The organism is Lysobacter sp. SCRH-1R, from assembly GCF_057747855.1.
Map to the genome: position 1 here is coordinate 429,450 of NZ_CM173227.1, position 24,769 is coordinate 454,218.

General features: G+C 68.9%; 23 protein-coding genes and 1 pseudogene. 11 read left to right on the top strand and 13 right to left on the bottom strand.

The annotated features are described in order from the left end of the window. Positions 1 to 8 precede the first annotated feature (8 nt). A complete protein-coding gene (locus AC3ANK_RS01875) occupies positions 9 to 1,229 on the top strand; it encodes a D-alanyl-D-alanine carboxypeptidase family protein (protein WP_484171982.1) in 1,221 nt (406 codons plus the stop codon). A 62-nt stretch (positions 1,230 to 1,291) separates the two neighbouring features. On the opposite strand, the gene AC3ANK_RS01880 is transcribed toward AC3ANK_RS01875, so the two are convergent. Further along, positions 1,292 to 1,585 carry a hypothetical protein gene (locus AC3ANK_RS01880; RefSeq protein ID WP_484171983.1) on the bottom strand — a complete coding sequence of 98 codons (294 nt, stop codon included), beginning with the start codon at positions 1,583 to 1,585 and terminating at the stop codon, positions 1,292 to 1,294. A gap of 228 nt (positions 1,586 to 1,813) precedes the next feature. Between AC3ANK_RS01880 and AC3ANK_RS01885 the strand changes: the two genes are divergently transcribed. The 6 genes from AC3ANK_RS01885 (at position 1,814) to AC3ANK_RS01910 (ending at position 8,774) form a co-directional block, all read left to right on the top strand. Next, positions 1,814 to 2,092: a DUF493 family protein gene (locus AC3ANK_RS01885; protein ID WP_206860232.1), complete on the top strand. Its 279-nt coding sequence runs from the start codon at positions 1,814 to 1,816 to the stop codon at positions 2,090 to 2,092. Next, the gene (gene lipB, locus AC3ANK_RS01890; protein WP_484172918.1) at positions 2,089 to 2,769 is read left to right on the top strand and encodes a lipoyl(octanoyl) transferase LipB; all 681 of its coding nucleotides are present in this window, start codon (positions 2,089 to 2,091) and stop codon (positions 2,767 to 2,769) included. The genes AC3ANK_RS01885 and lipB overlap by 4 nt, the downstream gene beginning before the upstream one ends. Before the next feature lie 47 nt (positions 2,770 to 2,816). Further along, positions 2,817 to 3,830, top strand: a complete 1,014-nt coding sequence (gene lipA / locus AC3ANK_RS01895; RefSeq protein WP_484171984.1) for a lipoyl synthase — start codon at positions 2,817 to 2,819, stop codon at positions 3,828 to 3,830. 252 nt (positions 3,831 to 4,082) lie between these two features. Next, positions 4,083 to 6,341, top strand: a complete 2,259-nt coding sequence (locus AC3ANK_RS01900) for a carboxy terminal-processing peptidase (RefSeq protein WP_484171985.1) — start codon at positions 4,083 to 4,085, stop codon at positions 6,339 to 6,341. A gap of 83 nt (positions 6,342 to 6,424) precedes the next feature. Beyond that, positions 6,425 to 7,255: a methylated-DNA--[protein]-cysteine S-methyltransferase gene (locus tag AC3ANK_RS01905; RefSeq protein WP_484171986.1), complete on the top strand. Its 831-nt coding sequence runs from the start codon at positions 6,425 to 6,427 to the stop codon at positions 7,253 to 7,255. A 1,072-nt stretch (positions 7,256 to 8,327) separates the two neighbouring features. Further along, the gene (locus AC3ANK_RS01910; RefSeq protein ID WP_484171987.1) at positions 8,328 to 8,774 is read left to right on the top strand and encodes a universal stress protein; all 447 of its coding nucleotides are present in this window, start codon (positions 8,328 to 8,330) and stop codon (positions 8,772 to 8,774) included. A 30-nt stretch (positions 8,775 to 8,804) separates the two neighbouring features. On the opposite strand, the gene AC3ANK_RS01915 is transcribed toward AC3ANK_RS01910, so the two are convergent. Beyond that, positions 8,805 to 9,299 (bottom strand): Lrp/AsnC family transcriptional regulator, encoded by a 495-nt coding sequence (locus AC3ANK_RS01915; protein WP_206860226.1) that lies wholly within the window; start codon positions 9,297 to 9,299, stop codon positions 8,805 to 8,807. 244 nt (positions 9,300 to 9,543) lie between these two features. Between AC3ANK_RS01915 and yedA the strand changes: the two are divergent. The 3 genes and pseudogenes from yedA to AC3ANK_RS01930 form a co-directional block, all read left to right on the top strand. After that, a pseudogene (yedA, locus tag AC3ANK_RS01920) lies at positions 9,544 to 10,431 on the top strand (drug/metabolite exporter YedA); the annotation flags it as partial. A gap of 62 nt (positions 10,432 to 10,493) precedes the next feature. Beyond that, entirely contained in the window at positions 10,494 to 11,405 is a 912-nt protein-coding gene (gene rarD / locus AC3ANK_RS01925) for an EamA family transporter RarD (protein ID WP_484171988.1), read from the top strand. A gap of 4 nt (positions 11,406 to 11,409) precedes the next feature. Further along, positions 11,410 to 11,925: a DinB family protein gene (locus AC3ANK_RS01930; RefSeq protein ID WP_484171989.1), complete on the top strand. Its 516-nt coding sequence runs from the start codon at positions 11,410 to 11,412 to the stop codon at positions 11,923 to 11,925. 217 nt (positions 11,926 to 12,142) lie between these two features. On the opposite strand, the gene AC3ANK_RS01935 is transcribed toward AC3ANK_RS01930, so the two are convergent. The 6 genes from AC3ANK_RS01935 to AC3ANK_RS01960 all read right to left on the bottom strand — a co-directional run bounded on the left by AC3ANK_RS01935 (position 12,143) and on the right by AC3ANK_RS01960 (position 19,137). Next, positions 12,143 to 13,468 (bottom strand): ABC transporter permease, encoded by a 1,326-nt coding sequence (locus AC3ANK_RS01935; protein WP_484171990.1) that lies wholly within the window; start codon positions 13,466 to 13,468, stop codon positions 12,143 to 12,145. A 10-nt stretch (positions 13,469 to 13,478) separates the two neighbouring features. Further along, positions 13,479 to 14,645 (bottom strand): ABC transporter permease, encoded by a 1,167-nt coding sequence (locus AC3ANK_RS01940; protein WP_206860222.1) that lies wholly within the window; start codon positions 14,643 to 14,645, stop codon positions 13,479 to 13,481. A gap of 16 nt (positions 14,646 to 14,661) precedes the next feature. Next, complete coding sequence (locus AC3ANK_RS01945) at positions 14,662 to 15,354, bottom strand: ABC transporter ATP-binding protein (RefSeq protein ID WP_206860221.1); 693 nt, start codon at positions 15,352 to 15,354, stop codon at positions 14,662 to 14,664. A 173-nt stretch (positions 15,355 to 15,527) separates the two neighbouring features. Further along, positions 15,528 to 16,778: an efflux RND transporter periplasmic adaptor subunit gene (locus AC3ANK_RS01950; protein ID WP_484171991.1), complete on the bottom strand. Its 1,251-nt coding sequence runs from the start codon at positions 16,776 to 16,778 to the stop codon at positions 15,528 to 15,530. Positions 16,779 to 17,044: 266 nt separating this feature from the next. Continuing rightward, the gene (locus AC3ANK_RS01955) at positions 17,045 to 18,424 is read right to left on the bottom strand and encodes a leucyl aminopeptidase family protein (RefSeq protein WP_484171992.1); all 1,380 of its coding nucleotides are present in this window, start codon (positions 18,422 to 18,424) and stop codon (positions 17,045 to 17,047) included. Further along, a complete protein-coding gene (locus AC3ANK_RS01960) occupies positions 18,421 to 19,137 on the bottom strand; it encodes an HAD family hydrolase (RefSeq protein WP_206860218.1) in 717 nt (238 codons plus the stop codon). Before AC3ANK_RS01960 ends, AC3ANK_RS01955 begins: the two co-directional genes overlap by 4 nt. Before the next feature lie 204 nt (positions 19,138 to 19,341). On the opposite strand from AC3ANK_RS01960, the gene AC3ANK_RS01965 reads away from it, so the two are divergent. Beyond that, positions 19,342 to 19,572, top strand: a complete 231-nt coding sequence (locus AC3ANK_RS01965; RefSeq protein WP_484171993.1) for a DUF6289 family protein — start codon at positions 19,342 to 19,344, stop codon at positions 19,570 to 19,572. Between the two features lie 916 nt (positions 19,573 to 20,488). On the opposite strand, the gene AC3ANK_RS01970 is transcribed toward AC3ANK_RS01965, so the two are convergent. The 5 genes from AC3ANK_RS01970 to AC3ANK_RS01990 all read right to left on the bottom strand — a co-directional run bounded on the left by AC3ANK_RS01970 (position 20,489) and on the right by AC3ANK_RS01990 (position 24,676). Beyond that, positions 20,489 to 21,616, bottom strand: coding sequence for an AI-2E family transporter (locus tag AC3ANK_RS01970; RefSeq protein ID WP_484171994.1), 1,128 nt, complete (start codon positions 21,614 to 21,616; stop codon positions 20,489 to 20,491). Further along, positions 21,613 to 22,110 (bottom strand): hypothetical protein, encoded by a 498-nt coding sequence (locus AC3ANK_RS01975; protein ID WP_206860215.1) that lies wholly within the window; start codon positions 22,108 to 22,110, stop codon positions 21,613 to 21,615. Before AC3ANK_RS01975 ends, AC3ANK_RS01970 begins: the two co-directional genes overlap by 4 nt. Before the next feature lie 25 nt (positions 22,111 to 22,135). Next, positions 22,136 to 22,696, bottom strand: a complete 561-nt coding sequence (locus tag AC3ANK_RS01980; RefSeq protein ID WP_484171995.1) for a phage holin family protein — start codon at positions 22,694 to 22,696, stop codon at positions 22,136 to 22,138. Positions 22,697 to 22,704: 8 nt separating this feature from the next. Next, the gene (locus AC3ANK_RS01985) at positions 22,705 to 23,085 is read right to left on the bottom strand and encodes a hypothetical protein (RefSeq protein ID WP_206860429.1); all 381 of its coding nucleotides are present in this window, start codon (positions 23,083 to 23,085) and stop codon (positions 22,705 to 22,707) included. Positions 23,086 to 23,242: 157 nt separating this feature from the next. Next, positions 23,243 to 24,676: a trypsin-like peptidase domain-containing protein gene (locus AC3ANK_RS01990; protein WP_484171996.1), complete on the bottom strand. Its 1,434-nt coding sequence runs from the start codon at positions 24,674 to 24,676 to the stop codon at positions 23,243 to 23,245. Positions 24,677 to 24,769: the final 93 nt, after the last annotated feature.

The following is a 24,769-nucleotide window of genomic DNA, read 5'->3' on the forward strand; positions in this document are numbered from 1 at the left end:
TCCAGAAAATGAAAGTCCCCGCTCTCGCCAGAGCCGCCGTACTGGCCGCCGCCACGACCCTCGTGGCCGGCCTCGCCCTCGCCCAGACCACGCCGACCCCGACGCCGCGCACGCAGCTGCCGGCCGCCAGCGAGTCGCTCCCGGTCCCGCCGCCGCCGAAGATCGTCGGCACCGCGTGGGTGCTGATGGACGCCGCCAGCGGCAACGTCCTGGCCGGCGAGAACTACGACCAGCGCCTGGAGCCGGCGAGCATCACCAAGGTGATGACCAGCTACGTCATCGCCGCCGAGATGGCCGCCGGCAAGGTCAAGCCCGACGACCAGGTGATGATGACCGAGAACGCCTGGCGCGTCGGCGGCGCTGGCACCGACGGCAGCTACTCCGGCTTCGAGGTCAACAAGACCGCGCCGCTGCTGGAAATGGAACAGGGCATGGTCGTGCAGTCGGGCAACGACGCCGCCATCGCGCTGGCCGAACACGTCGCCGGCAGCACCGACGCCTTCGCCGCGCTGATGAACCAGTACGCCCAGCGCATCGGCCTGAAGAACACCCATTGGGTGAACCCGACCGGCCTGTCCGCGCCGGAGCATTACTCCACCGCGCACGACCTGGCGCTGCTCGGCCGCGCGCTGGTGCACGACTACCCGGTCGCGTACTCGTACAACAAGATCAAGGAATACACAGTCGGCCCGATCACCCAGCCGAACCGCAACCTGCTGTTGTGGCGCGACTCCACCGTCGACGGCATCAAGACCGGCCACCATTCCGGCGCCGGCTACTGCCTGATGGCTTCGGCCAAGCGCGGCGACCAGCGCCTGATCTCGGTCGTGATGGGCTCCACCAGCGAGAACCAGCGCGCGGTCGATTCGCAGGCGCTGCTCAACTGGGGCTTCCGCTTCTTCGAGACGCACAAGCTCTACGACGTCGGCAAGGCCGTGGCGAAGCAGAAGGTGTGGAAGGGCGCGGCCGACGAAGTGCAGCTCGGCGTTGCCGAACCGCTGCTGGTGACGGTGCAGCGCGGCAAGTACGACCAGCTCAAGCCGATGATGGACGTGCCCAAGCAACTCGTCGCGCCGATCGCCAAGGGCCAGAAGATCGGCACGGTGAAGGTGATGCTGGACGGCAAGGTCGTTTCGCAGCGCCCGCTGGTCGCGTTGAACGCGGTGGAGGAGGGCGGCTTCTTCAAGCGCCTGTGGGACGAGTTCTGGATGTGGTGGGAGTCGGACTGAGGTCCGCGTTCCGCATCGATCCCGAGGAAGGCCGGCGCAAGCCGGCCTTCCTGCTTCCGGCGTCAGTACAGCAGCGCGGCCATCATCGGCCAGGGCAGGCAGGCGTAGCCGCACATGCACGCCAGCGCGCGTTTCTCGCGGCCCTGCCGGAGCATGCGCATCGCGACCAGGTACGTCGCCAGCCCAAGTGCGCACAGCAGCAGGACGAAGGGCGCGGCGATCGACAGCGCATCGCCGGTGCCGGTGTCGCCGTAGCCGGCGATCATCAGCGCGAGGATCAGCATGAGCGCGGCCATCGACGCGGTGTAGACGACCAGCAACAGCACCAGGGAGCGATGCGATAACGGCTTGGGCATGGTGGCGGTGGATGGCGTGGAACAGGGCGCGAAGTCTGTTCGCCGCGCGTTCGCGGTCGAATAGGACGAATCCGAAAGCGGGGCGGCTCTAAAGCTTCTCCGGGAGAGGGGTTGGGGTGGGGCCGCGGCATGCGGCCACGCTCACGCCTGCGAGGACGCGATTGGCCTGAGCGGGTGGGAGCCGGTCCCCGCCTTGGGTTTGCCCCGGCCCGGACCCATAATTCCGCCATGGAAATCAAATCCGACAACCCCGAGCACGGCTTCCAGTTCCCGGGCACGTTCGAGCTGAGCGCCATGGGCGCTGCCGAGAAGGATCTGGAAACGGCGCTGCCGACGCTGCTGCTCGACGCGGGCATCGAAGTGGTCCAGGAAACCGTCAACTGGAAGCTCTCCAGCAACGGCCGTTTCGTCTCGGTTCGGATCACCTTCCGCGCGCGTAGCCGCGAGGAATACGACAAGGCGCACCAGGTGCTGCGCGACCACCCGGAAGTGAAGTGGACGCTCTGAGCGAGGCCGTCATCGCGCAGGAACCGCTTCGCGCAGCGCCACCGGCGCAGCTGCGCGACCTCGGCCGCCGCGCCTATGAACCGGTCTGGCACGCGATGCAGGCCTTCACCGACGCGCGTACCGCCGACACGCCCGACGAGCTGTGGCTGGTCGAACACGACCCGGTGTTCACCCTCGGCCAGGCCGGCAAGGCCGAACACGTGCTGTTCCCCGGCGACATCCCGGTGATCCACGTCGATCGCGGCGGCCAGGTGACCTATCACGGGCCCGGCCAGATCGTGCTGTACCCGCTGCTCGACCTGAAGCGCCTGAAGATCGGCGTCAAGGAATACGTGCACCGCATCGAGCAGGCGATGATCGACACCCTGGGCGACTGGAACCTCCACGCCGAGCGCCGCGACGGCGCGCCCGGCGTGTACGTGAATGGGGCGAAGATCGGCGCGCTCGGCATCCGCGTGCGTCGCGGCTGCACCTTCCACGGGCTGGCGTTCAACATCGCCATGGACCTGGAGCCGTTCCGGCGCATCAACCCCTGCGGCTACCAGGGGCTGCAGGTGACCTCGATGCTAGACTTGGGCGGCCCGTCCGGGCTGGAGCCGGTCAAGCCGGTGCTGATCGGGCACGTCGCCCGCCAGTTCGGCCTGACCGTCGAAACGGCCCCGCCGCCGACGTTCTGACCTTCCCCGGCGCCGTCTTTTCGCCGATCCAGAGATTCCCCCACGCCATGTCCGAGACCGCCCCCAAGACCATCCCGCTTTCGGTCGTGAGCGGCGACGCCGCGCCGTCGTTGCAGCCGGGCGTGAAGCAGATCGCCGGCGACAAGATCGCCCGATCGCCGGTGCAGTTCGCCGACGCGCCGGTGCTGCGCAAGCCGTCGTGGATCCGCGTGCGCATCCCCTCGGGCAACTCGGTGCAGCAGCTGAAGTCGAAGCTGCGCGAGAACCGTCTGGTGACGGTGTGCGAGGAAGCCAGCTGCCCGAACATCCACGAGTGCTTCAGCCACGGCACCGCGACCTTCATGATCCTCGGCGAGGTGTGCACCCGCCGCTGCAGCTTCTGCGACGTCGCCCATGGCCGGCCGAAGCCGCCGGATCCGTCCGAGCCCCTGAGCCTGGCGACCACCGTCGCCGACATGGGCCTGAAGTACGTGGTCGTCACCAGCGTCGATCGCGACGACCTGCGCGACGGCGGCGCCCAGCATTTCGTCGACTGCATCAAAGCGATCCGCGAGCACAGCCCGCGCACGCGCATCGAGGTCCTCACGCCGGACTTCCGCGGCAAGGGCCGCATGGAGCGCGCGCTGGAGATCCTCGCCACCAATCCGCCCGACGTGTTCAACCACAACGTCGAGACCGTGCCGGACCTGTACCGCAACGTCCGCCCCGGCGCCGACTACCAGTGGTCGCTGACGCTGCTGAAGAAGTTCAAGGCGCAGCATCCGGACGTCGCCACCAAGAGCGGCATCATGCTCGGCCTGGGCGAGACGATGGAGCAGGTGCAGGCCACGCTGCGCGACCTGCGCGACCACGACGTGGACATGATCACCATCGGCCAGTACCTCCAGCCCAGCGCGCACCACCATCCGGTGCTGCGTTACTGGACGCCGGAGGAGTTCAAGGCGCTGGAGGACTACGGCTACGCGCTGGGCTTCACCCACGTCGCCTCCGGCCCGCTGGTCCGCTCGTCCTACCACGCCGACCGTTCGGCGATCGAAGCCGGCGTCGTCGCGGCCGGTTGAGCCCGTCTACCGCTCACATCTCATTGATCGGCAAAGGCCGACGCTAACCCCTGCCTGACCGCCGACCGTCGCCCAGCTGAACGCGCGGACGTGAATGGGCGAAGTGCGGCTGACGGCACGGTAATTCCCACCCCCGGTGGGTGACAGCCGCTGCAACTTTCGGCACTGTGGGGTTGTCGAACCGCCGTCCATTCTGCGTTCGTCTCCTCAGGACTCCCCATTCGGCCGCGCCGCGGTCGCGAAGCCTCCTCGATGAAACTCAAGACCACTTCCGCCTCCGTCCTCGTCGCCCTCGCGCTGGCCTCCCCCGTGGCACTGCTCGCGCAGTCCGACAGCGCGGACCAGAAGACCTCGCAGGTCGAACGGCCACAGCACGAAAAGCCGAACCTGATCAAGTCGATGGAGCCCTCGCCGCTGCCGCGCGCGGCGACCGCCGACCAGACCACGGCGGCCAAGCTCGTCTACGGCCTGCTCTCCGACAGCCGCTACGCGTACCGCCCGGTCGCGCTGGACGACACACTCTCGGCCGACATTTACAAGCGCTACCTGGAAGCGCTCGATGGCGGCAAACAGTTCTTCACCGCGCAGGACATCGCCAAGTTCGACGCGCACAAACTCAAGTTCGACGACGCGATCAAGAGCGGCGACCTCGCGCCGGCCTACGCGATCTTCGCCACCTACAAGCAGCGCGTGGACCAGCGCGTGGGCTACGCGCGCACGCTGCTCAAGCAGGACATCTTCGATTTCACCGGCACCGATCGCTACGAGTACGACCGCGAGGACGCGCCGTGGGCCACCGACGAGGCCGCGCTGGACACGCTGTGGAAGGCGTCGGTGCGCAACGACTGGCTGCGCCTGAAGCTCGCCGGCAAGAAGCCGGACGACATCCGCAAGACGCTCGACAAGCGCTACACCAACATGGGCAAGTCGATCGCCGAGCTGAAGGGCGAGGACGTGTTCCAGACCTTCCTCAACAGCTACGCCAACTCGGTCGATCCGCATACCGACTACTTCACGCCGAAGACCGCCGACAACTTCAACGTGTCGATGTCGCTCTCGCTGGAAGGCATCGGCGCGGTGCTGCAGAAGCAGGACGACGTGGTCGCGATCCGCGAGATCGTGCCCGGCGGCCCCGCCGGCAAGTCCGGCAAGCTCAAGCCCGGCGACCGCGTGGTCGGCGTGGGGCAGGGCGAAAGCGGCGCGATGGAGGACGTGATCGGCTGGCGCATCGACGACGTCGTCGCCAAGATCCGCGGCGCCAAGGGCACCAAGGTGCGCCTGGACGTGATCCCGGCCGAAGCGGGCCTGGACAGCCAGCCGCAGCGGCTGGTGCTGGTGCGCGACAAGGTGCGCCTGGAAGACCAGGCCGCCAAGTCGAAGGTCATCACCATTCCCGGCAAGGAAGGCGCGCCCGAGCAGCGCATCGGCGTGATCGAACTGCCCGGTTTCTACCAGGACTTCGAAGGCCGCCGGAAGAACAGCAACGACTACGCCTCGGCCACCCGCGACGTCGCCAAGCTGCTGGAAGAGCTGCGCGGCAAGAACGTCGACGGCGTCGTGCTCGACCTGCGCAACAACGGCGGCGGCTCGCTCAACGAAGCGATCGAACTCACCGGCCTGTTCATCGACCGTGGCCCGGTCGTGCAGGTGCGCGAGTCCGGCGGCCGCGTCAGCGTGGAAGGCGACAGCGACACCGGCATCGCGTGGGAAGGCCCGCTGGCGGTGCTGATCAACCGTGGTTCGGCCTCGGCGTCGGAGATCTTCGCTGGCGCGATCCAGGACTATGGTCGCGGCCTGGTCATCGGCGAGACGAGCTTCGGCAAGGGCACGGTGCAGAACCTGGTCGATCTCGACCGCTGGCCGGCGAATGAAGAGGCCCGCTTCGGGCAGGTGAAGCTGACCATCGCGCAGTTCTTCCGCGTCAGCGGCGGTTCGACGCAGAACAAGGGCGTGGTGCCGGACGTGGCCTTCCCGGTCTCGGTCGACGCGAGCGAGTACGGCGAAAGCACCTACGACAACGCGCTGCCGTGGACCCGCATCTCGGCCGTGCCGCACACCACCTACGGCAACTTCTCGCCGCTGCTGCCGAAGCTGGAATCGCTGCACACCGCGCGTATCGCCGGCGACAAGGAATTCCAGTGGTGGAGCGAGGACGTCGCGCAGTTCCGCGAGGAGCGCGCGAAGAAGTGGGTCAGCCTCAACGAGGCCGATCGCCGCGCCGAACGCGACCGCGAGGAAGCCAAGCGCAAGTCGCGCCAGGAACAGCGCAAGGCGCTGGGTCTGGACCTCGATCCGCTGGCCGACGACTACAACGACGACGGCCTCGCCGCGAACGAGCGCGACATCGCCAAGGACGCCGAACGCGAGAAGCTGGCCGACAAGCGTCCCGACCCGCTGCTTCGCGAATCGGCCGCGATCCTCGCCGACGCGGTGCGCCTGCTGAACAACGATCGCCAGCTCTCGGCGCAGGTCCTGCCGACGGCGACGACGCTGGGACACTGGGCGGACTGACATCACGCCGGGGGAAATCCCCACGCGAGGCAAAACAAGAATCGGATAGCGGGCGCCCTCGGGCGCCCGTTACTGTTTGGGCCATGAACACCGCCCGCCAGCTGCGCGACAAGCTCGATCACGCCCGCCGCCTCCTCGACGACGGCGAGCCGACGCTGCACGAACTCGCCGCCGACGTCGGTCTCAGCGCCTCGCACCTGCAGCGCCGCTTCACCGAGCGCTTCGGCCTGAGCCCGGCGGAGTACCTGTCGCAACGCAAGCTCGGCACGCTGAAGGGCGCGCTGCGCGAGGGCAGCGACGTGAGCGCGGCGCTGTACGACGCCGGCTACGGCTCGCCGTCGCGCGTCTACGAAGGCGGCGCGGCGAAGCTCGGCATGACGCCCGCGCGTTATCGCGCCGGCGGCGAGGGCGAGCAGATCCGCTGGAGCATCGCCGACACCGCGCTCGGCCAGGCGCTGGTCGCGACGACCGAACGGGGCATCTGCATGATCGAACTGGGCGACGACGCGGCGATGCTGGAAGCGCGGTTGCACGAGGAATTCCCGAAGGCGCAGCTGGAACGTGTGGACGCCGGACGCGACGAGTTCCTCGCTCCGCGCCTGCGCGCGGTGGCCGACGCGCTCGCCGGGCGGCAAGCACAGGTGCCGGTGGATCTCATCGGCACCGCGTTCCAGAAGAAAGTGTGGGACGCGCTGATGAAGATCCCGCGCGGACAGACGCGCAGCTACGCGCAGATCGCGCAGCAGATCGGCCACCCGCGCGCCTCGCGCGCGGTGGCCAATGCGTGCGGGCAGAACCATCTGGCGATCGTCGTGCCGTGCCATCGCGTCGTGCGCGGCGATGGTTCTCTGGGCGGTTATCGGTGGGGGCTGCCGATGAAGCAGCGGGTGTTGGAGCGTGAGCGCGTCGCGTGAAGGCAGCTCCCCTGTGGCCGGATAAGCATGGCGAACTGATGCACCCTCCCCTGCGAATGCAGGGGTGAGGAGGGGACGTTTGCGCGCCACTGGCGCGCGTCGCGACGAGAGCCATCGGGTTAGCCCGATGGCCGCGAGTTGGGGAGGGTGAAGTGGAGCACCGCAGCGCTGACGAGTGCAGACGCAACCTTCAACGAAGCGACGTAAGTGCCAGCCGCATCACTACATCGCACGTCCCGCCCCTCACCCAATCCCTATCAGCTCCGCACTCCCTTCAGTCACCGAAGGGAGAGGGGCCAAATGCTCCCTCCTCTGCGAATGCAGGAGAGGGTTGGGAGCGCTGACGAGTGCAGACGCAAACTTCAACGCAGCAACGTAAGTACCAGCCGCATCACGTCCCACACCTCACCCAACCCCTCTCAGCTCCGCACTCCCTTCGGTCACCGAAGGGAGAGAGGCCAAATGCTCCCTCCTCTGCGAATGCAGGAGAGAGTTGGGGAGGGGTGAAGTGAAGCACCGCAGCGCTGACGAGTGCAGACGCAACCTTCAACGCAGCGACGTAAGTACCAGCCGCATCATTACATCGCACGTCCCACACCTCACCCAACCCCGCTCAGCTCCGCACTCCCTTCGGTCACCGAAGGAAGAGGGGCCAAATGCTCCCTCCCCTGCGAATGCAGGAGAGAGTTGGGGAGGGGTGAAGTGAAGCACCGCAGCGCTGACGAGTGCAGACGCAACCTTCAACGCAGCGACGTAAGTGCCAGCCGCATCACTACATCGCACGTCCCGCCCCTCACCCAATCCCTATCAGCTCCGCACTTCCTTCGGTCACCGAAGGGAGAGGGGCCAAATGCTCCCTCCCCTTCGAATGCAGGGGATGGTTGGGAGGGGTGAAGCGCAAGCGACAGCGCCCGGTCAGCACGTCACGCCTCCCCGGGGGCGCTTCGCTTACCCGGGCTACAGAAGCGCAAGGCCACCGTTCGTCGGCGACGCGCGCTGTAACGCCGCTCGGCAATGGCACCAGCACCCATTCCGGAGGACGCTGGCCCACGTCGCCATCAGGAGATGCCCCATGTACCGCCATCTGTGCGTCCCAACCGATGGCTCGGAGCTGTCGGACCGCGCGGTCGAACAGGCGTTGGCGCTCGCCCATTCGCTGCGCGCCAGAGTGACGGCGTTGCGCGTCACCACGCCTTACCACGTGTTCGCGATCACCCCGGAGCAGCTGATGGTCGGCGTGGTCGATTACAACCGCGTCGTGCACGACGCCGCACGCCGGCAACTGGACGACGTGAGCGCCAAGGCGCAGGCGCTGGGCATCCACTGCGACACGCTGGTGATCGAGGACGAATCGCCGTACCGGGCCATCATCGCCATCGCCCGGGAGCGCGGCTGCGATCTCATCGCGATGGCCTCGCACGGACGGCGCGGCATCGACGCGCTGGTGCTGGGCAGCGAGACGGTCAAGGTGCTGACCCATTCCACGATCCCGGTGCTGGTGTTCCGCGGAACCGCGTGAGCCGTCCGCACCGGTCGCGGTGCGCAGCCGTTACTTGCGACGCCGCGTCGGCACGCGCGTGGGCACCTGCAGGCCCGACTTCACCACGTCGAACACCATCCGCGTTTCGTAACGCTTGATGTTGCCTTCGTCCATGAAGAGACGATCGGCGACCTCGCGGCAATGCGCGACGCCGGTGGTGCACAGGATCACCAGGTAATCCCACTCGCCGGCCAGCGTGTAGCACTGCTGCACTTCCGGCGCGGCGCGCATGCGGGCGTGGAAGGCGGCGTGCAGCTTGGCCGACTCGCGCTCCATCGCCACCAGCACCGTCGCCAGCGTGGTCGTGCCGAGCAGCGTCGAATCGAGCACCGCCACCTCGCGCATCAACCCCTGCTTGCGATAGCGCGTAATGCGCCGCTGCACGGCGCTGGCCGACAGGCCGACCGCCTCGCCCAGCGCGGTCAACGTCGCCGCGCTGTCGCGCTGGAGCAGCTCGAGCAGGCGGTGGTCGAACTCATCCAGTGCGACGGGCGTTTGCGGCATGCAAAATTCTTGCGTGCAGGCGCACGATTTATCAAGCACGTCGCGGGCTTCGCGCGTTACGCTTCGCCTATCCGAACGACTTCCGGCACCGCGCGTGCGGCGCTTCTGTCCCAACGGGCAGGAACGCTCCCACCGCACGGTGCCTCGATGTCGTCCGGCGTTCGCGGCTGGCGCAACGCTGTGTTTCCCGCCGTCGCGTTCATCCAGAGCAGTGCCGCACCTCCACCCCACGCATGGAATCCGCATGAGCACCGCTTCACCCACCGGCCGGGCCGCGCCCGGCGCGCTGGCCGTTGCCTTCGCCCTGGCCTCGGTCTACATCCTCTGGGGCTCCACGTACCTGGCGATCCGCTTCGCGCTGGAGAGCTACCCGCCGTTCCTGCTCGGCGCCGGCCGCATGTTCCTCGCCGGGCTGATCATGTACGTCGTGCTGCGCGCACGCGGGGTCGCCTCGCCGACCGGCCGGCAATGGCGCACGCTCTGGGTGCTTTCGATCTGGATGGTGCTGCTGTCCAACGGCCTGGTGAACCTGGCCGAGACCGAGGTCGGCTCCGGCCTGGCCGCGATCGCCGTCGCCTCGATGCCGCTGTTCGCCGGCGTGTTCGCGATGCTGCGTGGGCGCCATCCGTCGAAGGTCGAATGGGTCGGCCTGATCATCGGCTTCCTCGGCGTGCTCTGGCTCAACGCGGGCGGCGAGCTGTCGTCCTCCATGCTCGGCCTCATCTGCCTGGTGATCGCCCCGATCGCCTGGGCCTGGGGCTCGATCTGGAGCCGCGACCAGGACCTGCCGCAGCCCTTCATGTCGGCCGCCGGGCAGATGCTCACCGGCAGCGTGTGGATGCTGATCGCCGCGGTCATCCACGGCGAGCGCATCACACAGATGCCGTCGATGTCGGCCACCGCCGCGATGTTCTACCTCGTCGTTGCCGGCTCGATCTTCGGCTTCACCGCCTACATCTGGCTGCTGCACCACGTGCGCCCGGCGCTGGCGACCAGCTATGCGTACGTGAACCCGCCGATCGCGGTGCTGTTCGGCGCCTTGATTGGCGGCGAACGCTTCACCGCGCACGACCTCGGCGCGATGGCGGTGATCCTGCTCGGCGTGGTGATCATCACGCTGTCGAAGGCGCGCGCTGCGAAGCCCGCCGCGCCGGCGCCCGCCGTATCCACGACGTCGTCCTCGGAGCCGGCCGCATGAGTCCCCACCACGACACCCGCAACGGCCTGTGGATCGCCGCGGCGTCCTTCGTCCTGTGGGGCCTGATGCCGCTGTACTGGCACCTGCTGAAGAACGTGCCGTCGCTGCAGATCGTGCTGCACCGGATCGTGTGGAGCGCGCTGCTCGTCGCCGGCTGGCTGGCGTGGAAGCAGGGACGCGGCTGGCTGAAGGCGACGCTCGCGCGACCGCGCGCGGCGTGGATGCTGCTGCTGAGCGGCGTGCTCATCGCCTTCAACTGGGGCCTGTACATCTGGGCGGTGAACGCCGGCCACGTGGTCGAAAGCAGCCTGGGCTACTTCATCAATCCGCTGATCAGCGTCGTGCTGGGCGTGGTGTTCCTGCACGAGCGGCTCACGCGGATGCAATGGCTCTCCGTCGCGCTGGCGACGGCGGGCGTGGCGTGGCTCACCTGGCAGTACGGGCAGCCGCCGTGGATCGCGCTCGGATTGGCGCTCTCGTTCGGCCTGTACGGCCTGATCCGCAAGCTCGTCGCGGTGGATGCGGTGAGCGGCCTCGGCGTGGAAGGCGTGTACCTGTTCCTGCCCGCGCTGGCGCTGCTGCTGTGGAGCGAGACGCATGGCGCCGGCGGCTTCGGCGGCGGTTACGGGATCGCGGCCGACGCGCTGCTGATCTTCGCCGGCGTGCTGACCGCGCTCCCGCTGATCGGTTTCGCCTACGCCGTACGGCGCGCGCCGCTGTCGGTGGTCGGGTTGATGCAGTACATCGCACCGACGATCCAGTTCCTGCTGGGCGTGCTGTTCTTCGGCGAAGCCTTCGATCGCGACCGTGCCACCGGCTTCGTCTTCATCTGGATCGCGCTGGCGATCTTCGCCGGCGAAGGCCTGTGGCGGGCGCGTCGCCAGGCGGCGATCGCGGCGGCGGCATGAGGGCATGGCCATGGACAGGACCACGCTGAACGCACTCGCGTTGTTCCCGCTGCAACTGGAGGCGCACTACAAGGCGATTCCGGCGTCGCACCGCCATTGGGCGCCGCCCAGCTGGGACGGCATTCCGAGCGAGCGCTTCACCGCGATCGAACAACTGTGCCACGTGCGCGACATCGAGATCGAGGGCTACCAGGAACGCATCCGCCGCACGCTGGAGGAATCGCATCCGCTGCTGCCGTCGATCGAAAGCGAGCCGCTGGCGATCGAACGCGACTACGCGCGCGCCGATGCCGAAGCGGTGCTGCACGCCTTCCGCGACGCGCGTGCGCGCACGGTGGAGACGATCGCGCGGCTGGACGAGGCGCAACTCGCGCGCACGGCGGAGTTCGAAGGCTACGGCCCGCTCACCCTGCGCAGCCTGGTGCACTACCTGTGCAGCCATGACCAGCAGCACCTGGCGGGGTTGCAGTGGCTGCTGGGCAAGATCGAAGCGGAGCGGGTGCTGAAGGCGGGCGTGTAAGCGCGTGCCGCTCCCTGCCGTGTTCGCCAGCGCCAAACCGCCGTCCTGAGGCCGGCCTTCCCGCGAAGGCGGGAAACCATCGCTCCGGCTTGTCACGCTGTCCGGAGCATCGCCGACTCTGGACGCCGGCCGCGCGACTGCGCGGAGACGACAGCAAAGAAAGAGGCCGCGATCCCTCGCGGCCTCTTCGTCGTGCTGCTTCCGGACAGCCCGCGGCTTACGCCGCCCGCAGCGCATCCGTCACCGGCAACCGCGCGGCGCGCAGGGCCGGGAACAGACCGCCGACGAAACCGATCGCCAACGCCCACTTCAGTCCCGTCCACATCACGGCCGGCGTGACCTTGAACTCGAACGTCAGCTGCCCCACGCCGCCGGCGATCGTCGACGCCGTGTAGCCGTTGAAGATGAGCCACGCGAGCAGGCCGCCGATCAGGCCGCCGACCAGCGCCAGCAGCATCGTCTCCAGCATCACCGCCACCACCACCGGCACCGAGCGGAAGCCGATGGCGCGCAGCGTGGCGATCTCGCGCGCACGCGTCGCGACGGTGGCGAACATGGTGTTGAGCGCGCCGAACACCGCGCCGATCGCCATGATCGCGCCGACCACGATGCCGATCACGCGGATGATCTTCACCATCTGCTCGGACTGCTTGCTGAAGTACTCCAGCGTGGTGGTGGCGTCGGTGTCCAGGCGCGGATCGGCCGCGAGCGCCGCCTTGAACGTCTTGAACGCCCCGGCGTTCTCCAGCCGCGCCGTGACCGACGTGCGCGTGCTGCCGCGCCGGTACGTGGTCGCCACGACCTCGGCGTCGGCCCAGACCTCGGACTCCATCGCGTCGCCCGAACGGAACGCGCCGACGACCGTCCACAGATCGCTGCCGATGCGCACCTGCTTGCCGACCTCCAGCCCGCGGAACTGCCGCTGCGCACCGGCGCCAACGACTATCTCGCGCATGCCGGTGTTGAAGCGGCGGCCTTCGACCAGTTTGACGTTCGGACGCACCGCCCAGGCCTGCTCGCCGACGCCGCGCAGCTGCACGCTGCCGTCCTCGTCCGGGCCGCCGTCGCGCAACGGCAGGTTGGCCGCGACGACCAGCTCGGCCGACGCGACCGGACGCCCCTGCGCATCGCGCGCGATACCCGGCGCCTGCGCGATCACGTTGATGTTGTCGAGGCTGAGCGTGGACATCACCTCCGCCGCCGACGCGCCGCGCAGCACGATCGCGGTGTCCTCGCTGCCGCTGCGGCGCAGCGTTTCGCGATAGCCCTCCGCCATCGCCAGCATCGCCACCAGCACCGCCACCACGCCGGCGATGCCGATCACGATCACCGACGACGAACCCAGGCGCTGTCGCAGCGTCGACACGCCCACCTGCGTCACCGAACCGGCCTGCCGGCCGCGGCGGGTGAGCAGCACCCACAGCGCGAACAGCACCGCGAGCACCAGCAGCGCATACCACGGCAGCGCCAGCCAGCCGACCAGGCCCAGCACCACGACCAGCAGCAGGCCGAGGCCGCCAAAGAACGATTTCACCTTCTTCATGGGGATCTCCTTAGCGGCCCGACAGCGCGTCGACGATGTTCAGGCGCATCGCACGCAGCGCCGGCAATGCGCCGACCAGCAATCCGATGCCGACCATCAGCGCCACGCCCAGCGCCCAGCTGTTCAGACCGACCGGCGGCATGTTGATCATTCCGCCGCTGCCGAGATTGACGATCGGCCCGAGCACCGCGGCCAGCGCGAGCCCCAGCGCGCCGCCGATCAGCACCAGCAGCACCGATTCGGTCAGCACCAGTCCGAGCACGCTGCGGTTGCTGAAGCCGATGGTCTTGAGGATCGCCAGTTCCGGGATGCGCTCGCGCACCGCCTGCGCCATGGTGTTGCCGGTCAGCAGCAGCAGCGTGAAGAACACCGCGCCCATGATCGAGGTCACGATCATGCCGATGTTCGCCGTCTGCTTCATCCACGACGCGAACGCCGCCTGCTCGGTCATCGTCTTGGTTTCGTTCGACGAATTGGCCGACAGCGCGTCGATGCGCTTGGCGACGCGATCGGCCTGGTTCGCATCGGCGACCTTCACCACGTACCAGCCCACCTCGCCGCGGTTGTACGGCGTGGACTCGTCGAAGTACTTCCACTGCATCAGCACCAGGCTGTCGTACCAGCCGCCGCTCTTCTTGTCCTTGGCGCGAAGCGTGCCGACGATGTCGAAGCTCCAGTTCTTGGTGCCGTCGCTGTTGGGGAAGATCGTCGACTGCAGCGGGATCTTCTGGCCGACCTTCCAGCCGAAGCGCTTCATCAGCGTCTCGCCGACCAGGATGCCCGTGCGCGTGTTGTCGAACGCTTCGCGCTGCGCCGGATCGACCTCGATCTCCGGATACAGGTCCAGGTAATTCGGCGCCACCGCGAAACTGAAGATCTGGTTGCGCGGGTCCTGGTACGCGCCGCCGAACCAGTTGGCGTAGGTGACGGTGGACACGCCGTCGACCTGCTTGATGCGCTCGTTCAGCGCGAGCGGCAGGGTCTGGATGAACGACAGGCGCGAGCCCGTCTGCAGGCGCTGCGCGCCGGCGGCGCTCTTGCCGGCTTCGGCGAAGCTCTCGCGCACGCCGTTGAGCAGGCCGAACAGCAGGAACGCGGCGAGGATCGACAGCAGCGTCAGCACGGTGCGCGTCTTCCGCCGGAACAGCTCGGCCCAGATCAGGTGCAGGTATTTCATGGCGTTGCCTCCTGGCTCATGCCGCGTGCGCGGCCTGCTCGACCAGCGTGCCCTTGTCCAGATGCAGCGTGTGCGAGGCGTACTCGGCGGCCTTCGGGTCGTGCGTGACCATCACGATGGTCTTGCCGTGGTCGCGGTTGAGCGCCTGCAGCAGCGTGAGGATCTCCTCGGCCGACTGGCGGTCGAGATCGCCGGTGGGCTCGTCGCAGATCAGCAGCATCGGATCGGAGACGATCGCGCGCGCGATCGCCACGCGCTGCTGCTGGCCGCCGGAGAGTTCGTTCGGACGATGCCTGCCGCGCTCGGCCAGGCCGACCAGCTGCAGCGCGATCTCGGCGTTGCGCTTGCGCTGCGCCGCGCCCAGGTTGGTGAGCAGCAGCGGCAGTTCGACGTTCTTCTGCGCGCTGAGCATCGGCATCAGGTTGTAGAACTGGAACACGAAACCGACGTGGTCGCTGCGCCACTGCGACAGCTGGCCGGCGGTGAGTCGGTCGATGCGCTGCCCGCCGACCTCGATCTCGCCCGACGTCGGCGTGTCGAGGCCGCCGATCAGGTTGAGCAGCGTGCTCTTGCCCGAACCGGACGGGCCCATCAGGGCCACGAAATCGCCCTTCTCGATGTCCAGGTCGATGCCGTGCAGCACGTCCACCTTTTCCGGACCGCGCTGATAGGTCTTGTGCAGATTGCGGAGCGAAACCAGGGAAGCCATCGCGTTTGCCTCGTCAACGGTCGGGCGACGTCCCCGACATGAACGGAAAACGACGCGGGGGACGTCGCCCCGCTGATGCGTGCCATGGCCGTTCGACGAACGGGCGGGGCACATTTCGACATGCCTTTAGCGACAACGTTGTTGCGGGCCGCGCTCCCCCGCGCGTGCGGGGACTACTGCGCGGTGGCGCCGGCGACGCGCACCCGCGCACCGTCGTCCAGTTCCGCCGGGGGATCCAGTACCACTTCGTCGCCCGCGGACAGGCCGGATAGGACCTCACGGTCGTCGCCCAGGCTGCGACCGGTCTTCACCGTGCGCAGTTCGACGCGGTCGGCGTCCTCGCCGGCGATGGCGAAGGCGACGTCGGCACCGTCGCGCTGCGTGAGCGCCGAAGCCGGCACGCGCACGCCGCGCGCGACCGGCGCGGCATCCTTCGGCGGCTCGGTCTGCAGGAAGCGCACGCTGACGCCCATGTCCGGCACGATGCGCGCGTCCTTCTGCTTCAGCGCCACGCGCACCTTCACCGTGGCCTTGCCGCGGTCGGCGGCGGGGATGATCGCGATCACCTCGCCGGGAATCTTCCAGTCCGGATAGGCGTTGAGCGTGGCCTCGATCGGCATCTTCGGCTGCACGCGGCCGATGAACGCTTCGCCGACCTCGACTTCGACTTCCAGCGAATCCATGTCGACGATGGTGCCGATGCCGGTACGCGTGAAGCCGCCGGTGGCGAGCGGCGAGACGATCTCGCCTGGCTGCGCGGCCTTGGCCGTGATCACGCCGGCGAACGGCGCGCGCACGATGGTGTTGTCCACGCCGATGTCGGCGATGCGCAGGCGGTCGCTGGCGACCTTGGCGTTGCGTTCGGAGGTGATCAGCTCCGCGCGCAGCGAATCGCGCGCGGCGACGGCCTCGTCGTACTGCGCCTTAGAGACCAGCTGCTGCTGTACCAGCGTGGAGAGGCGGCGCGCGTTCGCTTCGGCCTCCGACAGCTGCGCGCGCACGCTTTCGACCTGGCTGCGCGCGGCGCTGTGCTGCGCGCTGGCGAGCGTGCGTTCGGCGTCGGCGTCGAGCGGATCGAGCGTGGCCATGACCTGGCCTTCCTCGACCTTCATGCCTTCCTCGATGAACACCTCGCGCACCTTGCCGGTGATCTTCGCCGACACCGTCGCCATGCGGCGTGCGACGACGTAGCCGGTGGCGTCGAGCACCGAGCCGCTGCTGCTGCCGTTGCCGATGGCGGCGACCGTCGCGGTGCGCACTTCCACGCCGCGCGTGCGGCCGAACACCGCCCAGGCGACGAGCGCGAGCACGAGCAATGCCGCGACCGCGGCCAGCGCGATCCACAGCCCGCGATGCGAGGTGGGCGGCGGCGGTGCCGAGCGGTCGATCCGCAGTTCCTTCAGCAAATCGGCAGAGTTGTTCATCGACGATCCGGACGATGGGAAGGGGGGCAAGTGTGGGCAGCGGGCGGAGCCGCGCCAAGGGGCCGGAAGTAACTTTCTACGGCCGCGACGGTGCCAAGGGTATTCGATGCGGGAGGGCGGGTCACCTTGGAGGGATTCGCGTGGCGCCGGAATGTCGGCAACGCTGGCGCGCATCCCGATGAACGCCATCGGGCCACCCGGGGCCTGTCACGCCAACCCGGGTGCGCTTCGCTTACCCGGGTTACGCAGGAGGAATCAGGCAGCGCTCAAGCAGCCGCGTACTGCTTCAACAACGCATACGCACCGCGCAGGCCCTGCGCCTCGCCGCCCGCGGGACGTCCCGGCCGGTCGTTGTCGTTCCAGCTGTACACATCCAGGTGCGCCCACTTCTGCGCCGGCGGCACGAAGCGGTCCAGGTACACCGCGGCGGTGATCGAGCCGGCCATCTTCGACGGCCCGCCATTGGCGATGTCCGCGACGTTGCTGACGAGATAGCGCACATAGGGCCGCCACAGCGGCATCCGCCACAGCGGATCGCGCAGCTGCATGCCCGCGTCGAGCCATTGCTGCGCCACCCCGTCGTCGTTGCTGTACAGCGCCGGCAGGTCCGGACCCAGCGCGATGCGCGCCGCGCCGGTGAGCGTGGCGAAGTCCAGCAGCAGCGCCGGCTGCATCTCGGCGGCGTAGGTCAGCGCGTCGCACAGGATCACGCGGCCTTCGGCATCGGTGTTGTCGATCTCCACGGTCACGCCCTTGCGCGTATCGACCACTTCGCCGGGACGGAACGCGTTCGGCCCGACCGCGTTCTCCACCGCCGGCACCAGCAGCGTGATGCGCAGCGGCAGATTGCGCGCCATCACCAGTTCGGCCAGCGCGATCGCGTGCGCCGCGCCGCCCATGTCCTTCTTCATGTTGCGCATGCCGTCGGCGGGCTTCAGGTCCAGACCGCCCGTGTCGAAGCACACGCCCTTGCCGACGATGACCACGTGCGGATGCGATTCGTCGCCCCACTGCAGCGAGATCAGGCGCGGCGCACGATGGCTCGCGCGTCCGACCGCGTGGATCGCCGGGAAATTGCGCGTGATCAGGTCGTCGCCGCTCACCACCTCGATGCGCGCGCCGAAGCGTTCGGCGATCTCGCACGCCACCTGTTCCAGCTGGTCCGGCCCCATGTGCTCGGTCGGCGTGTTGACCAGGTCGCGCACGCGCACGCAGGCGGCGAGTTGCGCGAACGCATCCGCATCCGCCTGCGCGATCGCCAGTTCCGCCGGCGCGCGCAGCGGTGCGCGGTACCGATTGAAGCGGTACGCGCCCAGGCCCCAGCCCAGCTGCAATGCGAAGCGCGCGTCCGCCGACAGGTCGCCCGCCACCGCGAACGCGCGCGGCGGCAGCGCATGCGGCGCATGGCCGTAGGCGAACGGATCGAGCATGTCGCCCACGCCGATCACCGCACCGGCGATGCCGCCGTCGCTGCCGGGCAGCGTGATCGCGGAGAACGGCGAGCCGTCGAAGCCCTGCGCATCGAGCCACGCGCCGATGGGGGCGGGCTGCGACGAACGCCACGAGGCGAGGGTGTCGCGCGTGACGACGTGCAGCGGCAACGCGTGGGCGGTGGTGGGGTCGGCGAATCCGGACGGCAGGCTCATGCGGCGGCGATTTCCAGGGGTTGCGCCGCGTCCAGCCAGTCGGCCAGTTCGGCGAGGGTGGTGAATTCGAGATCGGGGCGCACGTCGTCGTGCGGCCATTGCGCGCCGATGCGGTTGATCCAGCAACTGCGCAGCCCCGCGCGATGCGCGCCGACGACGTCCATCTCGATGTCGTCGCCCACGTGCAGCACTTCGTGCGGCGCGAACGGAAAGCGCGCGCAGGCGGCGTGGAAGATGCCCGCGTGGGGCTTGGGCGTGCCGTGTTCGCGCGCGCCGAGCTGGAAGACGAAATGCGCGTGGATGCCGACGCGCGCGAGATCCGCGTTGCCGTTGCTGATCGCCGCCAGCGGCACGCGCGCGGCCAGGCGCGCCAGCGCGTCGAGCGTGTCCTCGTAGAACTCCACGCGGTTGCGCTCGTCGTAGAAGGCTTCGAACGCGGCTTCCGCGTGCAGCGGATCGTCGCCGGCGTCCTCCATCGCGCGCACCAGGCTCAGCAGGCGCAGCCGGCTGAAGTCGTGGGCGAGGTCGGGACGCTCGGCATACATGCGTTCGCGCAACTCGCGCATGGCTTCGATCGGATAGCGCTGCGCGGTGCGCGGGCAGTGCGTGGTGAGCCAGTCGTGCAGCACGCGCTCGACCCGCGCACCGATCGGCGCGAAGGGCCACAGCGTGTCGTCGAGGTCGAGGGTGATCGCGCGGACGGGGAAAGCCATCCGGCGATTTTAGCCTCACCGGGCGCGACGACCGTCCGTCGCCCGCGCGAGCCCGCGAGATGGGCTTTGCGGACGCGGTCGCGGTTCGCGGGTGCGCGGCGGGTGTATCCGGGCATGGCACGCGCGGAGCCTGCTCCACCGGCGCGCGTGCGGATCGCATCCCGGGCGCCCCGTCGCGGCGCTGCCGCACTCAAGGAGGATTCCATGCGCAACATCCCGCTCATCCGCTTCGTGCGTTCCCTCGCCATCGTCGCGCTGCTGCTGGCGATGGCCGGCACCGCCAGCGCCGGCCGCTGGCCGTACATCCAGACCTTCTTCGACGACGCCGGCAACGCGGTCGGCTGGCAGATCGGCCATTGCGACAACAGCTACAGCTTCTTCGGCGTGCGCACGGAGGTTTATACGATCGAGCCGTTGGCGTGCCCGGGGGGCTAGCTGCTGCTTCTGTTGCTGCTTTTTGCGCCCTCTCCTGCGAATGCAGGGGAGGGGTGAAATCAGACACGTCAGCGCTGACGAAGGCCTTCGTGGCCTTTGTAGCCCGGGTAAGGCCGCAGGCCGCACCCGGGGCAGCGTCACCGGAGACGCAACACCCGGGTGCGCTTCGCTTACCCGGGCTACAAGAGCCGTACCGCACGCACACTCCGCGACGAAGGCCTTCGTGGCCTTTGTAGCCCGGGTAAGGCCGCAGGCCGCACCCGGGGCAGCGTCACCGGAGACGCAACACCCGGGTGCGCTTCGCTTACCCGGGCTACAAGAGCCGTACCGAACGCACGCTCCGCTGACGAAGGCCTTTGTGGCCTTTGTAGCCCGGGTAAGGCCGCAGGCCGCACCCGGGGTAGCGTCACCGGAGACGCAACACCCGGGTGCGCTTCGCTTACCCGGGCTACAAGAGCCGTACCGTACGCACACTCCGCGACGAAGGCCTTCGTGGCCTTTGTAGCCCGGGTAAGGCCGTAGGCCGCAGCCGGGGGCAGCCTCACCGGAGACGCAACACCCGGGTGCGCTTCGCTTACCCGGGCTACAAGAGCCGTACCGCACGCACGCTCCGCGACGAAGGCCTTCGTGGCCTTTGTAGCCCGGGTAAGGCCGCAGGCCGCACCCGGGGCAGCGTCACCGGAGACGTAACACCCGGGTACGCTTCGCTTACCCGGGCTACAAGAGCCGTACCGCACGCGCGCTCCGCTGACGAAGGCCTTCGTGGCCCTTGCAGCCCGGGTAAGGCCGCAGGCCGCACCCGGGGCAGCGTCACCGGAGACGCAACACCCCGGTGCGCTTCGCTTACCCGGGCTACAGGAGCTACAGGAGCCGCACCGCACGCACGCCCCGCAGCGCGACGGGCTCAATCAAACGCTCACTCCAACAACTTCGCCCACCCCGTCAGCCCCTCGATGCGCGCCAGCACCAGCTTCACGCACACCAGCAGCGGCACGGCGAGCAGCAGTCCGATGATCCCCCACAGCCATCCGAACACCATCAGCGCCAGGATCAGCACCAGCGGCGACAGCCGCATGCTGTGGCCCAGGATGATCGGCGTGACGATCTGCCCCTCCAGCGTGTGCAGCGCCAGGTAGATGCCCGCCGGCAGCAGCGACGGCCACAGGTCGTCGAAGGCGACGAAGCCCATCAGCAGCATGATGATGATGCCGATCAGCGGACCCACGTACGGCGCGAAATTGAGGATCGCCGCCATCGTGCCCCACAGCAGCGCCTCCTGCATCGGCACGCCCAGCCAGTACAGCGATCCCGCCAGCGCGAGCCCGAGGCAGGTGTTGATCACGGTGATGGTCAGCACGTAGCGCGAGATCGCCCGCTCGATGGACGTGAGGATGTCCACCGTGAGCTTCTTCTGCTGCCGCGTGGAAAGCAGCGCGATCGCGTTGCGCTGCAGTTGCTGCCCGTACACCATGAAGAAGAACGTCAGCAGCACCACCGCCAGCACGGAGGCCGCGCGTCGCGGCGTGGCGGTCAGCACCTTGTACGGTTCGTTGGCTTCGGTGCGGATCACCTGCACCGGACGGCTGCTCTCGCCACCGGCCGCGCGCGCGATGTTCTGCGCGGCCTTGTTCGCATCCAGCATCGGCTTGTAGAGATCGCGCAGCTTCGGCGCGACCTGCTTCATCTCGCGCGGCACCTGGCGGATCCATTCGCCGGCCGGTTCGATCAGCTGGTTGGCCAGTGCCCCGGCGACGAACAGCCCGCCCAGCAGCACCACCAGCGCGCTGAGGAAACGCGGCACGTACAGGCGCTGCAGTCCGCGGATGATCGGGTTGCCGATCAGCGCGAAGAACATCGCCAACAGGATCGGCAGCACCAGTTCCTGTGCCGCCCACAAGGTGAAGAGCACCGCGAGCGTCGCCAGCACCACCGCGGCGGTGGACGAACGCGGCCTCGGCGCGGCTGGCGGACTGGGAGGAAGCTCGCCGTCCTCGTCGAGCGCGATCGCGTTGTCGGCGGCGGGCGCCGGGGGCTGCGCGCTCATGGCGCCACCTGGTCGACGGTGGCGGTGCGCGCGGCGCGTGCTCGCGCTTCGGCCTGGGCGAGGGCGAAGGTCTCGTCGTCGAGATCGTCCGCCACCGCATCCGGATGCACGCTCGCCACCGCGGCGGCCACGCCCGGATCGACCGCGACGCCAGCCGCGATCTTCTCCTCGGCGACTTCTTCCTTCGCCTCGGTCGCCTGGTCGGCGGCGACCTTCGCGCTGCCGCCGGCCACGAGCGAGGAAACCAGCGAGACGATGTGCATCAGCCCGCCGCTCTTGCCGAGCGCGCGGATCGGCTCGGCGCGGCCGATCACGAACCCGCTCGCGAGCCCCGCGACGATGATCCGGCCCGGCGTCCACGCCGCCAGCCACGACGCCTTGAGTTGCCGCACATCGTCGACCACCTCGCGCTCGCGCGCCTCCACGACGTCCTCGCACTGGTGCACCTTGGCGATCAGCTGCTTGAACGTCGGCTTTTTCGGCTTGAGGACCATGGCGTCGCGGTCGGGGAGGAATACGTCAGGGAGGAGTGATGTCGATGCCGTCGTTGCGCTGCTTCAGCGCTTCGCCGTTCTCGCGCAGGTCCTTGGCTTTGTCGCGCGCGGATTCGGGCGAATCGGCGGTGGGCATCAGGTCGGCGAGTTCGCCGATGCCCAGCCGCGCCAGTTGCCGGCGCGTGGCCTGCAACCGCGTGTGTTCGAAATAGTGCATCGCGCGCAGGCCGGCATAGGCGGTGACGATCAGGCTCAGGCCGGCGGCGATCAGCATCGACATCAGCCACGAGAGGCCGAAGTTGCGCAGCAGCGCCACCAGCGTGGCCATCAGGAACAGCCACGCCGACGCGCCGAACACCACCGCCACGCCGGCGAAGGCGAGCGCGCGTCCCATCGCGCTGCGCGCCAGCGACAGATCGGCCGCGACCAGCGAACGCAGGGCGCGCGCCGAACCGGCGGCGGCGCCCAGGCTGGCCTTGGCGGTCTTGCCGATGTCGCGCAGCGACTCGGCCAGGTCCGGCGGCGGCCCGGCGGCCGATGGCTCGTCCGCCGGATCGTGCTCGCGGCGCTCGTCCCCTTCGCTCACGTGCTGTCTTACTTGTCGCCGCTGCGGGCGAGCTTGGCCAGGATCCATCCTGCTGCGAAGGCGACGCCGAACGAAGCCAGCGGACGCTCGCGGATGAGCTCGGCGGCGCTGTCGACCAGGTCGCGACCCTTGTCCATCAGCGCGTCCATCTGCTCGCGCGCCGCGCCGCCGGCGTTCTCCGCCGCGGCGAGGCCGGCGAGCGCGCCGTCGGCCAGATCCGCCTTGACGTTCGCCTTGCCCACGCGCAGTTCCTCGCCCGCGGCGACGGCCGCGTCGCGCAGCGCGCTGCCGGCGTCGCTGGCGGCCTGCTTCACGTGGCCGCCGGCCTGCGAAAGATTGCTGCGAACGCCTTCGGTGTAATTAGACGCGGCGCCGGTGCCCGCATTCATGCCGGCGTGGGTGCCCGCATTCGTGCCCAGGCTCGCGCCCGGGCCGGTGTTGATGGCGGTGCCGCCGGGATTGGTCGGATCAACGGGGGTATTCATCGAGCGGCTCCCTATCTGGAAGGACGTGGTGCGAAGGACGTGCGATGCGCGGCGCGCGGCCTCACTGCATCAGCAGGTCGGCCCGGCGATTGCCGCGGAGAATGCGCAGCACCAACTGTGCCGGACGCTGCGTGAAGCTCGCGCGGAAACCGGGCAGGTCCTCGAAGTTGCCCGCATTGGAGGCGATCACCACGTCGTCCTTGCGCAGGCCGTTGGCCTCGGCGCGACTGCCGCGCGCGACCGACTCCACCATCACGCCCGACAGCCCGGCCTGGCGCAGGCGTTCGGGCAGTTCGGCGAAGGTCGCGCCGTCCAGGCGCGCATCCAGGTCGGTGCCCAGGTACGACTTGGGCTGTTCGCGCAGCACCGTGGCGAGCGTGAGCGGCTTGCCGTCGCGGCGGACGTCCAGGGTGATGCGGCTGCCCACCGGCTGCAGGCCTTCGAAGTTGCGCAGCTCGTCGCGACCGTCGATGCGCTGGCCGTTCGCGGCGAGCACCACGTCGCCGATCTTCACCCCTGCCGCCGCCGCCGCGCTGCCGGCGAACACCTGCGTGACCACCGCGCCGCGCGCCTCGGGAAGGCCCAGCGCCTTCGCCAGCCGCTCGTCCACGTCTTGCGATTCCAGCCCCAGCGTGCCGCGGATCACCACACCGTTGTTGGCGATCAGCTGGCCCATGATGTTGCGCGCCAGGCTGGTGGGAATCGCGAAACCCAGGCCGATGTTGCCGGCCATCGAACCGCGCGGATTGAAGCTGGCCGTGTTGATGCCCACCAGCTCGCCGTTGAGGTTCACCAGCGCGCCGCCGGAATTGCCCGGATTGATCGACGCGTCGGTCTGGATGAAGTTCTGGAAGCCCAGCCCGCGCAGGCCGCTGCGGCCGACGGCCGAGACGATGCCCGACGTCACCGTCTGCCCGATGCCGAACGGATTGCCCACCGCCACCACGAAATCGCCCACGCGCAACGCGCTGGAATCGGCCAGCGGCAGCGCGGTCAGGTTCTGCGCGGGAATGCGCATCAGCGCCACGTCGGTGTCGGGATCGGAGCCGACGAAATCCGCCGTCAGCGTGCGGCCGTCGGCGAGCGTCACCGACACCTCGTCGGCGCCTTCGATCACGTGGTGGTTGGTGAGCACGAAGCCCTGCTTCGCATCGACGATGACGCCCGAGCCCAGCGATTCGTTGATGCGCTCCTGGGTCAGCTCGGGGAACATGCGGCGGAACATCGGATCGTTGCCGAACGGGCTCACCCGCACGCGCTGCTTGGTGTGCACGCTGACCACCGCCGGCGTCACCTTGGCCAGCATCGGCGCGAGCGAGGGCAGCGGCTGGCCGCCGACGATCGCCGGCAGCGCCGCCACCGTCGGCGTCGAGGCCACGGCCGAAGCGGGCGCGGCCTGCGCCGGCGCTTCCAGGCCGTCGCGGATCGCGGTGGCGGCGAAGCCGCCGAAGGCGGCGGCGAGGGACAGGGTCAGCAGGGTCGGAAGCGGGCGCATCGCGTCGTCGTTCGGTTCGTGGATGAAGGGGCGTGCGGGAAGTCGGCACCGGCCGGCGGCATCGCCGCACCGTGCCGCTGCTCCCCGCCGCGG

Coding starts and splice junctions, on each gene's coding strand:
- AC3ANK_RS01875 (WP_484171982.1), top strand. CDS start 9: ATGAAAGTCCCCGCTCTCGCCAGAGCCGCCGTACTGGCCGCCGCCACG.
- AC3ANK_RS01880 (WP_484171983.1), bottom strand. CDS start 1,585: ATGCCCAAGCCGTTATCGCATCGCTCCCTGGTGCTGTTGCTGGTCGTC.
- AC3ANK_RS01885 (WP_206860232.1), top strand. CDS start 1,814: ATGGAAATCAAATCCGACAACCCCGAGCACGGCTTCCAGTTCCCGGGC.
- lipA (WP_484171984.1), top strand. CDS start 2,817: ATGTCCGAGACCGCCCCCAAGACCATCCCGCTTTCGGTCGTGAGCGGC.
- AC3ANK_RS01900 (WP_484171985.1), top strand. CDS start 4,083: ATGAAACTCAAGACCACTTCCGCCTCCGTCCTCGTCGCCCTCGCGCTG.
- AC3ANK_RS01905 (WP_484171986.1), top strand. CDS start 6,425: ATGAACACCGCCCGCCAGCTGCGCGACAAGCTCGATCACGCCCGCCGC.
- AC3ANK_RS01910 (WP_484171987.1), top strand. CDS start 8,328: ATGTACCGCCATCTGTGCGTCCCAACCGATGGCTCGGAGCTGTCGGAC.
- AC3ANK_RS01915 (WP_206860226.1), bottom strand. CDS start 9,299: ATGCCGCAAACGCCCGTCGCACTGGATGAGTTCGACCACCGCCTGCTC.
- rarD (WP_484171988.1), top strand. CDS start 10,494: ATGAGTCCCCACCACGACACCCGCAACGGCCTGTGGATCGCCGCGGCG.
- AC3ANK_RS01930 (WP_484171989.1), top strand. CDS start 11,410: ATGGCCATGGACAGGACCACGCTGAACGCACTCGCGTTGTTCCCGCTG.
- AC3ANK_RS01935 (WP_484171990.1), bottom strand. CDS start 13,468: ATGAAGAAGGTGAAATCGTTCTTTGGCGGCCTCGGCCTGCTGCTGGTC.
- AC3ANK_RS01940 (WP_206860222.1), bottom strand. CDS start 14,645: ATGAAATACCTGCACCTGATCTGGGCCGAGCTGTTCCGGCGGAAGACG.
- AC3ANK_RS01945 (WP_206860221.1), bottom strand. CDS start 15,354: ATGGCTTCCCTGGTTTCGCTCCGCAATCTGCACAAGACCTATCAGCGC.
- AC3ANK_RS01950 (WP_484171991.1), bottom strand. CDS start 16,778: ATGAACAACTCTGCCGATTTGCTGAAGGAACTGCGGATCGACCGCTCG.
- AC3ANK_RS01955 (WP_484171992.1), bottom strand. CDS start 18,424: ATGAGCCTGCCGTCCGGATTCGCCGACCCCACCACCGCCCACGCGTTG.
- AC3ANK_RS01960 (WP_206860218.1), bottom strand. CDS start 19,137: ATGGCTTTCCCCGTCCGCGCGATCACCCTCGACCTCGACGACACGCTG.
- AC3ANK_RS01965 (WP_484171993.1), top strand. CDS start 19,342: ATGCGCAACATCCCGCTCATCCGCTTCGTGCGTTCCCTCGCCATCGTC.
- AC3ANK_RS01970 (WP_484171994.1), bottom strand. CDS start 21,616: ATGAGCGCGCAGCCCCCGGCGCCCGCCGCCGACAACGCGATCGCGCTC.
- AC3ANK_RS01975 (WP_206860215.1), bottom strand. CDS start 22,110: ATGGTCCTCAAGCCGAAAAAGCCGACGTTCAAGCAGCTGATCGCCAAG.
- AC3ANK_RS01985 (WP_206860429.1), bottom strand. CDS start 23,085: ATGAATGCGGGCACCGGCGCCGCGTCTAATTACACCGAAGGCGTTCGC.
- AC3ANK_RS01990 (WP_484171996.1), bottom strand. CDS start 24,676: ATGCGCCCGCTTCCGACCCTGCTGACCCTGTCCCTCGCCGCCGCCTTC.